The organism is Kluyvera sp., assembly GCF_965301105.1.
On the sequence record NZ_CBDKZX010000015.1, the window covers coordinates 55,329 to 66,019 of the forward strand.

The following is a 10,691-nucleotide window of genomic DNA, read 5'->3' on the forward strand; positions in this document are numbered from 1 at the left end:
TCGCGCGACACCCCGTATGCTTAGCGCCACACTTTTTGTGAGGCCGCCATGACACGCTTTCTTCTTTGTAGTTTTGCCTTAGTTTTACTTTATCCCGCCGGTATCGATATGTACCTGGTCGGGTTGCCCCGCATTGCGGCTGATTTGCAGGCCAGCGAGGCGCAACTGCATATCGCGTTTTCGGTCTATCTGGCGGGGATGGCGACCGCGATGCTGTTTGCCGGCAAGGTGGCCGACCAGTCCGGACGTAAACCCGTCGCCATTGTCGGTGCGCTGATTTACATCGTGGCTTCCGGCCTCTGCGCGTTAGCGGAGAGCGGCACGCCATTTCTGGTTGGCCGTTTTATTCAGGGCGTCGGTGCGGGCTGCTGCTACGTGGTCGCATTCGCTATTCTGCGCGATACGCTCGACGATCGTCGCCGGGCCAAGGTGCTATCGCTGTTGAACGGCATTACCTGCATCGTGCCGGTACTGGCGCCGGTGATGGGGCATCTGATTATGCTCAAATATCCGTGGCAGAGCCTGTTCTACACCATGATTGGCATGGGCGTGGTCGTGTGTCTGCTGTCCGTGTTTATTCTGCGTGAGTCGCGCCCGAATGCGCAGGCTGCTTCTTCAAAATCCAACGATGGCGTCGAGTCGCTGGTAAACCGCTTTTTCCTCAGTCGTCTGGCGATAACCACCCTCAGCGTGTCGGTTATTCTGACCTTCGTGAATACTTCTCCGGTGCTGCTGATGGAAGTGATGGGCTTCGACCGCGGCGAATACGCAACAACGATGGCAATGACCGCAGGTATCAGCATGGCGGTCTCGTTCTCTACGCCGTTCGCTCTGAGCCTGTTTAAACCCCGCACCCTGATGCTCACCTCACAAGCGCTATTCATGGCTGCAGGCATTGTATTAATCCTTGCCACGACGCACGCATTCACCCTCTTTGGGCTGACCTTGATCTGTGCGGGCTTCTCGGTGGGATTCGGCGTGGCGATGAGCCAGGCGTTGGGTCCGTTCTCGCTGCGTGCAGGCGTCGCCAGCTCTGCGCTGGGTATTGCGCAGGTTTGCGGTTCGTCGCTGTGGATTTGGCTGGCGGCTATCCTCGGTATTGATGCGCTGAATATGCTGATCGGGATTCTGATTGGCTGTAGCATAGTGAGCATCATGCTGATTATCTCAGTTGCCCCTAACCGGTCCGCGCCTGCTCATGAAGAAATCGCTCACCAGTCTCGATCTTAATCTACTGCTCTGCCTGCAGCTCCTGATGCAGGAGCGCAGCGTCACCAAAACCGCCAAACGGATGAACGTCACGCCGTCGGCGGTGAGCAAGTCGCTGGCAAAGCTGAGAGCCTGGTTCGACGATCCGTTATTTGTGAACACCCCGCTAGGGCTGACGCCAACACCGCTGATGTTCAGCATGGAGCAGAGCCTGGCGGAGTGGATGCAGATGGGCAATCAGCTGCTCGATAAGCCGCATCATGAAACGCCGCGCGGGTTGAAATTCGATCTGGTGGCCGAGTCGCCGCTGATCATGATCATGTTCAACGCACTCTCCAGACAGATCTATCAACGTTATCCCCAGGCAACGATCAAAGTCCGTAGCTGGGACTATGATTCCCTGGATGCCATCATTCGCGGCGAAGTGGATATTGGCTTCACCGGCCGCGAAAGCCATCCACGATCCCGCGAACTGTTGAGTCTACTGCCGCTGTCGATCGACTACGAGGTGCTGTTTACCGATTTGCCGTGGGTGTGGTTGCGCGAGGATCATCCCGCACTACAGGAAGAGTGGAATCTGGAGACGTTTCTACGCTATCCGCACATCAGCATCTGCTGGGAACAGAGTGATACCTGGGCGCTGGATGATGTGCTCCAGGAAATGGGGCGTGAGCGCAATATCGCCCTAAGCCTGCCGGGGTTCGAACAGTCGCTGTTTATGGCCGCTCAGCCGGATCACACCATGCTGGCCACTGCGCCACGCTACTGCCAGTATTATAATCAGCTCCACCAGCTACCTCTGGTGGCCCGCCCTCTGCCTTTCGATGCTGCGCAACGGGACAAACTGCAGGTGCCGTTTACCCTACTCTGGCATAAACGAAATAGTCACAACCCGAAAATAATTTGGCTGCGCGAAACGCTTAAAGCCTTATATCTCGCTGTTTCCTGATTGATTATTCGTAAAAATAGTCCATTTCAGTTAGGGGAAAGTGTAAAAGTCTCGTAATACCCCTTTTCAATCGCATTTTTAGGCAGTAAAACCTGATCATCAGTGTCGTAAATGATACTCTCCTCATCACCACAGTCCATTAATCACGGAGCGAAAAATGGCGACGCACTTTGCAAGAGGGATCCTTAAGGACGGGCATCTACTATCGGTACGGTTGTCCTCCACCAGTCATAACATCGCACGCCAGCTGCCGGCACACCGCCGTACGCGCTATCTGGCTTCGCGCGCGCTGCTGGCCGAGCTGCTGTTTATGCTTTACGGCATCAGTGAATTACCGGAAATCGTTACGCCTGAAGACGGCAAACCGTATTTCAAAGATAGCCATCTACCTGATTTTTCCATCGCCTATGCGGGTAACATCGTCGGCGTCGCGCTGACCACCGAAGGGCACTGCGGTCTCGATATGGAGCTACTGCGCGTGCTGCGCAACACCCCGCAGGCCACCATCATGGAAAACTACCGTTTTACCAGTAATGAAAATCTGTGGATCAACAACCAGAATGATCCGCATGAAGCGCGTGCCCAGCTGATTACGCTGCGCCAGAGCGTGCTCAAAATGTCCGGCGACGTGCACCATGATTCCCCGCAAATGCTCCAGCTACTGCCGGGTTCCGGTCGCCTGCGTTCAGCCAATACCGACCATCTCGAAGCGATCTGCGATGCGGAAGACGTGCTGGTGTGGTCGCTATGCGCCTCGCCGGCGATTGAAAAGCTGAAAGTGTGGGAGTTCGACGGTAAATACGGCTGGCGCAGCCTGCCCGACGCGCAGACGCGAGCCAACGAACCGGCGGCGAGGTTGATGAGATTCACCAGCCTACCGGCAGAGAAAGCGCTTATACTCAACTGATTCGGCTGGAAAACAGCCTCATGATGCAAAGGAGTAGTCATGTCAGAAACGTTGAAAGTAGTTACGTTATTGGGAAGCCTGCGCAAAGGTTCATTCAACGGCATGGTGGCACGCACCCTGCCTAAGATCGCCCCGGCGGGTATGAGCGTTTCCGCGCTGCCGTCAATTGGCGATATTCCACTGTACGATGCCGATCTCCAGCAAGAAGAAGGCTTCCCGCAGAGCGTTGAAGCGCTGGCTGAGCAGATCCGCCAGGCCGATGGCGTGGTCATCGTCACCCCTGAATATAACTATTCCGTCCCGGGCGGGTTAAAGAACGCCATCGACTGGCTGTCGCGTCTGCCGGACCAGCCGCTGTCAGGTAAACCGGTGCTGATTCAGACCAGCTCAATGGGCGCTATCGGCGGCGCGCGCTGCCAGTATCACCTGCGTCAGATTCTGGTGTTCCTCGATGCGATGGTGATGAACAAGCCGGAGTTTATGGGCGGCGTGATTCAGAACAAGGTCGACCCGCAGCTGGGCGAAGTGATTGAGCAGGGAACGTTAGATCATTTGACCGGTCAGCTGACCGCATTTGGCGAGTATATTCAGCGCGTTAAAGCGTAAGTTCGTTAAAAGCCCTCACCCCGATGGGGCGAGGGTTCATTTCATCAGTGTGCGTCAATAAACACAATCTTCAGCACAAACAGCAGTGCGACAACAATCACGCACGGGCTGAGGTCGCGGAAACGACCGGTACCGATTTTCATCACGCAGTAAGAGATAAAGCCCAGCGCGATACCTTCGGTAATGGAGAAGCTGAACGGCATCATTACGGCGGTAATAAACGCCGGAACGGCTTCGGTCAGGTCATCCCACTTCACGCGTGACAGGCTGGAGGTCATCAGCACCCCAACGTAGATCAGCGCGCCCGCGGCTGCGTAGCCCGGCACCATACCCGCCAGCGGCGACAGGAAAATCACCAACAGGAACAGAATGCCCACGACAACCGCCGTCAGGCCGGTACGACCGCCTACGGAAACGCCGGAGGAAGATTCGATGTAGGCCGTCACGGAAGAGGTACCGATAAAGGAACCGGCTACCGAGGAGACGCTATCGACAAACAGCGCCTGCTTCATGCGCGGGAATTTACCTTTCGCATCCGCCAGGCCTGCTTTATCGGTCACGCCGATCAGGGTACCGGAGGAGTCGAACAGGTTCACCAGCATGAAGGAGAAGATAACGCCCGCCAGACCGAGGTTAAACGACCCGGCCAGATCGACGTGGCCCACGACGGTAGTAATGCTCGGCGGCGCGGAGACAATACCGTTGTAATGCACATCGCCCAGCATCCAGCCCAGCAGAGTGGTCACGATGATAGAGACCAGCACCGCCGCGTGAATATTGCGCGAAGCCAGAATGGCGATAATAAAGAAGCCCAGCACACCCAGCAGCACGCTGTGTGAAGTCAGGTTACCAATGGAAACCAGCGTGTCCTGGTTTGCGACAATCACGCCCGCATTTTTCAGGCCCATCATGCCGATGAACAGACCAATACCGCTGGTGATACCGACGCGCAGGCTCACGGGGATATTGGCAATCATCCAGTAACGAACACGGAAAATGGTCAACAGCAACAGGCCGACAGCGCCCCAGAAAATGGCGCCCATGCCCACTTGCCACGGCAGCCCCATAGCCTGCACAACCACGAACGCGAAGAAGGCGTTCAGACCCATCGCAGGCGCCAGCGCCACCGGCAGGTTAGCAAATACGCCCATCAGGATACTGCCCAGCGCCGCAATCAGACAGGTGGTCACGAACACCGCGCTGGTGTCCATTCCGGCCACGCCAAGAATTTGCGGGTTTACAAAAACGATGTAGACCATCGTCAGGAAGGTGGTGAAACCGGCGATCACTTCGGTGCGTGCCGTCGTGCCGTGCTCGCGCAGTTTAAACACGCGCTCCAGTATCCCCTGGCCGGAAGCCGGGGTGGTGTGTTGTTGACTCATTATCAATTTCCGCAGACAAGGAAGGAAAATTCGTCGCTATCCTATACCAAAATGCGACAATAGGCGCGGTTGTGAGATGTTTTTTTTCATTGATTTTGCTTATACGGCAACGATTGCGTCTCTCAATTCAGCATTACGTAAACGTTAAACTTGTTAAAAAGGAAATGACATGTCCGGAGTTGAAGCGGTTTTTTTCGACTGTGACGGTACGCTGGTCGACAGCGAAGTAATCTGTTCACGGGCCTACGTCCACATGTTCAAAACATTTGGCATCACGCTCGATCTGGAAGAGATTTTTAAACGTTTCAAGGGCGTAAAGCTCTACGAGATTATCGACATTATCAACGCCGAGCACGGGGTGAACCTTGCCCGGGCGGATTTAGAACCGGTTTATCGCGCCGAGGTCGCACGCCTTTTCGACTCGGAGCTGGAGGTGATTGCCGGGGCTAACGCATTGGTCGATTCCGTTGCGATTCCGATGTGCATCGTGTCGAACGGCCCGGTCAGCAAAATGCAGCATTCGCTGGGCAAACTGGGCATGTTGCATTATTTCGAAAACAAACTGTTTAGCGGTTACGACATCCAGCGCTGGAAGCCGGACCCGGCGCTGATGCACCACGCGGCAAAAGCGATGAACGTAAACGTGGAGAACTGCATTCTGGTGGATGACTCCAGCGCAGGCGCGCAGTCAGGCATTGATGCGGGGATGGAAGTGTTCTATTTCTGCGCCGATCCGCACAATAAGCCGATTGACCACCCGAAGGTGACGACGTTTACCGATCTGGCGGAGCTGCCGGGGCTGTGGAAGGCGCGCGGTTGGGATATTACGCGATAAGATAGCGCAACGCGCATGGATAGGCCGGATAGCGGCGCTTTGCGCCTTATCCGGCATTTCCGTTCAACGCCTCATCCGGCTACCTGTCACTTAAACAGTTTCTGCACAAACGTAGCGTAAGCCGGGCGCCACACATCCATTTCATGGTTCAACCCCGGATAGACCGTGTAATCGAATTTAATACCTTTCTGCTCAAGCTCTTTCTTAAGACCCGCAATATCCGCCCCGGTGACGCTATCTTTCTCGCCCACCACAACGGTGAAATTACGCAGTTGTTTATTGATGGCCTGCGGATGATTGAACTGCGACTCAACGCCAGCGTTCGGTACCGTTGTGGTTGTCACGCCGCTGAAAGTGGCCAGCCAGCCAAAACTGTCGAGATGATTCATTCCAGAGACCAGCGCCTGATATCCGCCTTGCGATAGCCCTGCCAACGCGCGGCCATCGGCATCCTTGCGGACATCAAAGCGCTCGCCGATCAGCGGAATAATATCGTGCATAAGCTCGTTGTCCGCAGCCTTCGCATTCAGCGGATAGAACGATTTCCTTCGCTCCTGCGGCGGGAAATTCTCGGCAACCGCTTCTGGTACGTCAGTTTCGGTATCCGGCACGACCACCAGCATAGGTTTGATTTTTCCCTCTGCCAGCAGGTTATCCATCATCTGCGGAATTCGCCCCTGGTCAATCGCCGACAGCCCGGTATCACCGAAGCCATGGTAGAAATAGAGTACCGGTAACGGCTCGCCGCTGCCGGTATATCCCGGCGGCGTCCAGACATAAACGCGGCGTTCGGCATTGAGCGCCGTCGAGTGGTAGGTTAGCGTTCGCACATCACCATGCGCGACAGCGCGATCGTCCAGAATGCTTCCCGGCACCAGAATCAGGCTGGTATTCACCTGTCGCTGCGGTTTTGGGTAACGACTGCCGGTATCAATCGAACGAAAACCATCGACATCAAAATAATACTCATACAGGTTGGGCTTCTGTGCATCGCTTCGCCACGTCCAGATCCCCTGCTCATCTTTGGTCATATCATGCGAGACAAAGCTGTCTGGCGTGGAGCCCGTTACGACGGACACCCGTTTTGCCGTTGGCGCGAACAGGCGGTAGGTGATGCTTTTGTCGGCATTAACCTGTGTGATGTATTGGCTGACGGGAATCGCCTGGCTCGGCGTAGCGGGTAACGGCGCGGCCACTGCAGATAAAGAGGCGCATCCCAGCACGCTGGAGATGAGAAAAGCTGCACAACTCAGTTGTCGTTTCACGTTATTTCCTTATCCATGTTTGAAGCAGAACGTTCAGGGTAACCGGGATAGGGAAACGCGCGGTGTGATATTCCGCCAGTTTTACGGGCAATAGCGCTAAGAGCTAAAGCCAGAAAGCAAAAACCTGCCGCTTCAGCGAAGACGACAGGTTTTGTGGCGCAGAATTCAGCGATTACTCTTTCGGATCTTTGCCCGCCAGCAGCTTATCCAGCTCATCGCCGCCCACGTGACGGAAATCCTGCCCCTTCACGAAGTAGAAGATGTATTCGCAGATATTCTGGCAGCGGTCGCCGATACGCTCGATAGAGCGCGCGCAGAACAGCGCGGTCAGCACGCTTGGAATGGTGCGCGAGTCTTCCATCATGTAGGTCATCAGCTGACGCACGATGCCTTCATATTCCTGGTCAACTTTCTTGTCTTCACGGTAAATACGCACCGCTTCGTCGAGATCCATGCGCGCGAACGCATCCAGCACGTCGTGCAGCATCTGCACGGTGTGGCGGCCCAGCGACTCCAGGCTGACCAGCAGCGGCTGGTGCTGCTGGGAGAATTTCTCCAGCGCAGTGCGGCAAATTTTATCCGCCACGTCGCCAATACGTTCCAGCTCGGCGATGGTTTTGATAATCGCCATCACCAGGCGCAGGTCGCTGGCGGTTGGCTGACGCTTGGCGATAATGCGCACGCAGGCTTCGTCGATCGCCACTTCCATCATGTTGACGTTCTTATCGCCTTCAATGACGCGCTTCGCCAGCTCGCTATCCTGGTTGTGCATCGCGGTAATGGCATCAGAAAGCTGCTGCTCAACCATGCCGCCCATGGTCATCACCTGGGTACGAATGTTCTCCAGTTCTGCGTTGAACTGGCCGGAAATATGTTTATTAAGGTTCAGATTGTCCACAACGCGCTCCTGAATCAACCGTAACGACCGGTGATGTAATCTTCTGTTTGTTTCTTCGCGGGCTTGGTGAACAGATCGTCCGTGTTGCTGAACTCAATCAACTCGCCCAGGTACATAAACGCCGTGTGGTCGGAACAACGCGCAGCCTGCTGCATGTTGTGGGTAACGATAACGACGGTGTAATCCTCTTTCAGCTCGGTGATCAGCTCTTCGATACGCCCGGTAGAGATCGGGTCAAGGGCTGAACACGGCTCATCCAACAGAAGCACTTCCGGGCGAATCGCGATACCGCGCGCGATGCACAGACGCTGCTGCTGACCACCAGAGAGAGAGTACCCGCTCTGGTGCAGTTTATCTTTGGTTTCATTCCATAATGCGGCCTTGGTCAAGGCCCACTGCACGCGTTCATCCATGTCGGTACGCGACAGTTTTTCAAACAGACGCACGCCAAAAGCAATGTTGTCGTAGATAGACATCGGGAACGGCGTCGGCTTCTGGAACACCATCCCAACCTTGGCGCGCAGCAGCGCGATATCCTGGGTGTTGGTGAGAATATTGTCGCCATCCAGCAGGATTTCGCCTTCCGCCCGCTGCTCCGGGTACAGCTCAAACATCTTGTTGAAGGTACGCAGCAGCGTTGATTTACCACAGCCCGACGGGCCGATAAACGCCGTCACCTGGTTTTTGGCGATATCCAGGTTGATGTTCTTCAGGGCATGGAATTTGCCGTAGTAGAAGTTCAGGTCACGAACTGAAATTTTACCCGGAGTTGTGTTAACCATACTCATCTCAATCTCTTCCTCATCCAGCGCCGCCGTCGTTGGCCGCGCCGTAAAAAATTAACCGTGTTTCTTCTTCGCGAAAATAACGCGCGCCAGAATGTTCAGCAGCAATACGCACAGCGTGATAATCAGCACCCCGGCCCAGGCCAGTTGCTGCCACTCCGCAAACGGGCTCATCGCAAATTTAAAGATGGTCACCGGCAGGTTGGCGATAGGCTGCATCATGTCGGTGCTCCAGAACTGGTTCGAGAGCGCGGTGAACAGCAGCGGCGCCGTTTCACCGGCGATACGCGCAATAGCCAGCAGGATACCGGTCATAATTCCGGAGATAGAGGCTTTCAGCGTAATCGCGGAGATCATCTTCCACTTCGGCGTACCCAGCGCATAAGCGGCTTCGCGCAGACTATCCGGCACCAGCTTGAGCATGTTTTCAGTGGTACGAATAACGATCGGTACCTGCAGCAGCGCCAGCGCAATCACGCCTGCCCAACCGGAGAAGTGCTGCATTTGCGCCACGACGATGGTGTAGACGAACAGGCCCACGACGATCGACGGTGCGGAAAGCAGAATGTCGTTAATAAAGCGAATGACTTCGGCGAGCCAGGATTTACGGCCATACTCGGCCAGGTAAATACCCGCCATAATACCCAGCGGCGTACCAAACACGGTCGCCCACAGAATCAGCAGGCCGCTGCCCGCCAGGGCATTCGCCAGACCGCCGCCTGCGGTATTTGGCGGTGGCGTCATTTCGGTAAACAGCGCCAGGGACATCCCGTCGATACCACGAGTGATGGTCGCCATCAGGATCCACACCAGCCAGAACAGGCCGAAGATCATGGTCGCCATCGACAGCGTCAGCGCGATACGGTTCTTCATGCGGCGTCTGGCCTGCATTTTGCGACGGGACTCAGCCAGCGCAGCGGTGTTTTGCATTTCCAGCGTTGCCATTAGCGTGCCCCCTCATTCTTCGCCAGACGCATAATCATGAACTTCGATGCCGCCAGCACGATAAAGGTAATCGCAAACAGGATCAGACCCAGTTCCATCAGCGCAGAGACATGCAGGCCGGATTCCGCTTCGGCGAATTCATTCGCCAGCGCGGAGGTAATGCTGTTACCCGGCATATACAGAGACGCGCTGTCGAGCTGGTAGGTGTTGCCGATGATAAAGGTGACCGCCATGGTTTCACCCAGCGCGCGGCCCAGGCCGAGCATCACGCCGCCGATCACGCCATTTTTGGTGAACGGCAGGACGATACGCCAGATAACTTCCCAGGTGGTGCAGCCGATGCCGTAGGCCGACTCTTTCATCATCACCGGGGTTTGTTCGAACACATCACGCATTACGGCGGAGATATAGGGGATGATCATGATGGCGAGGATAACCCCAGCAGCCAGGATACCGATACCAAAGGCCGGGCCGGAGAACAGCGCGCCGACAAACGGGATGTTAGAAAGGATATTGCCGACCGGCTCCTGGAAGTAGGTCGCGAACAGCGGCGCGAAGATAAACAGGCCCCACATGCCGTAAACGATACTGGGAATGGCCGCCAGCAGTTCAATCGCGATACCTAATGGGCGTTTAAGCCAGTTTGGCGCCAGTTCGGTCAGGAAGAGAGCGATGCCGAAACTCACCGGAACGGCGATCAGCAGGGCGATAACGGAGGTCACGAGCGTACCGTAAATCGGTACCAGCGCGCCGTAAATGTCGTTAGGCGCATCCCACTCTTTGGTCCACAGGAAGGCGAAGCCGAACTTCTCCATACTGGGCCACGAGGAGATAACGAGAGAGACGATAATCCCGCCCAACATCAATAGCACAATCAGCGCAGCCAGTCTTACCAGCGCGCTGAATATCA

The 10,691-nt window shown here is 55.6% G+C and carries 11 protein-coding genes; 5 read left to right on the forward strand and 6 right to left on the reverse strand.

Annotation, left to right across the window (positions count from 1 at the left end; genetic code table 11):
• Positions 1-48: 48 nt before the first annotated feature.
• The 4 genes from ACW14G_RS08570 (at position 49) to ACW14G_RS08585 (ending at position 3,671) form a co-directional block, all read left to right on the forward strand.
• Entirely contained in the window at positions 49-1,230 is a 1,182-nt protein-coding gene (locus ACW14G_RS08570) for an MFS transporter (protein ID WP_249022539.1), read from the forward strand.
• Complete coding sequence (gene yidZ, locus ACW14G_RS08575; RefSeq protein WP_163447637.1) at positions 1,199-2,158, forward strand: HTH-type transcriptional regulator YidZ; 960 nt, start codon at positions 1,199-1,201, stop codon at positions 2,156-2,158. Before ACW14G_RS08570 ends, yidZ begins: the two co-directional genes overlap by 32 nt.
• A gap of 157 nt (positions 2,159-2,315) precedes the next feature.
• Positions 2,316-3,065: a 4'-phosphopantetheinyl transferase family protein gene (locus ACW14G_RS08580; protein WP_167574686.1), complete on the forward strand. Its 750-nt coding sequence runs from the start codon at positions 2,316-2,318 to the stop codon at positions 3,063-3,065.
• Positions 3,066-3,104: 39 nt separating this feature from the next.
• Positions 3,105-3,671, forward strand: coding sequence for an NADPH-dependent FMN reductase (locus ACW14G_RS08585; RefSeq protein WP_163447635.1), 567 nt, complete (start codon positions 3,105-3,107; stop codon positions 3,669-3,671).
• Positions 3,672-3,715: 44 nt separating this feature from the next.
• Here the strand turns inward: ACW14G_RS08585 and adeP are convergent, their stop codons facing one another.
• Positions 3,716-5,053, reverse strand: a complete 1,338-nt coding sequence (gene adeP / locus ACW14G_RS08590) for an adenine permease AdeP (RefSeq protein ID WP_163447634.1) — start codon at positions 5,051-5,053, stop codon at positions 3,716-3,718.
• Positions 5,054-5,222: 169 nt separating this feature from the next.
• On the opposite strand from adeP, the gene yieH reads away from it, so the two are divergent.
• Positions 5,223-5,888 carry a 6-phosphogluconate phosphatase gene (gene yieH / locus ACW14G_RS08595; protein ID WP_223803614.1) on the forward strand — a complete coding sequence of 222 codons (666 nt, stop codon included), beginning with the start codon at positions 5,223-5,225 and terminating at the stop codon, positions 5,886-5,888.
• Positions 5,889-5,974: 86 nt separating this feature from the next.
• On the opposite strand, the gene ACW14G_RS08600 is transcribed toward yieH, so the two are convergent.
• The 5 genes from ACW14G_RS08600 to pstC form a co-directional block, all read right to left on the reverse strand.
• Complete coding sequence (locus tag ACW14G_RS08600) at positions 5,975-7,141, reverse strand: alpha/beta hydrolase-fold protein (RefSeq protein ID WP_223804125.1); 1,167 nt, start codon at positions 7,139-7,141, stop codon at positions 5,975-5,977.
• Positions 7,142-7,325: 184 nt separating this feature from the next.
• On the reverse strand, positions 7,326-8,051 hold the full coding sequence (gene phoU, locus ACW14G_RS08605) for a phosphate signaling complex protein PhoU (protein WP_236902746.1): 726 nt from the start codon (positions 8,049-8,051) through the stop codon (positions 7,326-7,328).
• A 14-nt stretch (positions 8,052-8,065) separates the two neighbouring features.
• Positions 8,066-8,839: a phosphate ABC transporter ATP-binding protein PstB gene (gene pstB / locus ACW14G_RS08610; protein ID WP_035893601.1), complete on the reverse strand. Its 774-nt coding sequence runs from the start codon at positions 8,837-8,839 to the stop codon at positions 8,066-8,068.
• A gap of 51 nt (positions 8,840-8,890) precedes the next feature.
• Complete coding sequence (gene pstA, locus ACW14G_RS08615) at positions 8,891-9,781, reverse strand: phosphate ABC transporter permease PstA (RefSeq protein WP_106930134.1); 891 nt, start codon at positions 9,779-9,781, stop codon at positions 8,891-8,893.
• The gene (pstC, locus tag ACW14G_RS08620) at positions 9,781-10,689 is read right to left on the reverse strand and encodes a phosphate ABC transporter permease PstC (RefSeq protein ID WP_455648560.1); all 909 of its coding nucleotides are present in this window, start codon (positions 10,687-10,689) and stop codon (positions 9,781-9,783) included. The genes pstA and pstC overlap by 1 nt, the downstream gene beginning before the upstream one ends.
• Between the last annotated feature and the right edge of the window lie 2 nt (positions 10,690-10,691).

What these genes read in the sequence shown, in the direction of transcription:
- ACW14G_RS08570 (WP_249022539.1), top strand. Translation starts at nt 49, where the DNA reads ATGACACGCTTTCTTCTTTGTAGTTTTGCCTTAGTTTTACTTTATCCC.
- yidZ (WP_163447637.1), top strand. Translation starts at nt 1,199, where the DNA reads ATGAAGAAATCGCTCACCAGTCTCGATCTTAATCTACTGCTCTGCCTG.
- ACW14G_RS08580 (WP_167574686.1), top strand. Translation starts at nt 2,316, where the DNA reads ATGGCGACGCACTTTGCAAGAGGGATCCTTAAGGACGGGCATCTACTA.
- ACW14G_RS08585 (WP_163447635.1), top strand. Translation starts at nt 3,105, where the DNA reads ATGTCAGAAACGTTGAAAGTAGTTACGTTATTGGGAAGCCTGCGCAAA.
- adeP (WP_163447634.1), bottom strand. Translation starts at nt 5,053, where the DNA reads ATGAGTCAACAACACACCACCCCGGCTTCCGGCCAGGGGATACTGGAG.
- yieH (WP_223803614.1), top strand. Translation starts at nt 5,223, where the DNA reads ATGTCCGGAGTTGAAGCGGTTTTTTTCGACTGTGACGGTACGCTGGTC.
- pstB (WP_035893601.1), bottom strand. Translation starts at nt 8,839, where the DNA reads ATGAGTATGGTTAACACAACTCCGGGTAAAATTTCAGTTCGTGACCTG.
- pstA (WP_106930134.1), bottom strand. Translation starts at nt 9,781, where the DNA reads ATGGCAACGCTGGAAATGCAAAACACCGCTGCGCTGGCTGAGTCCCGT.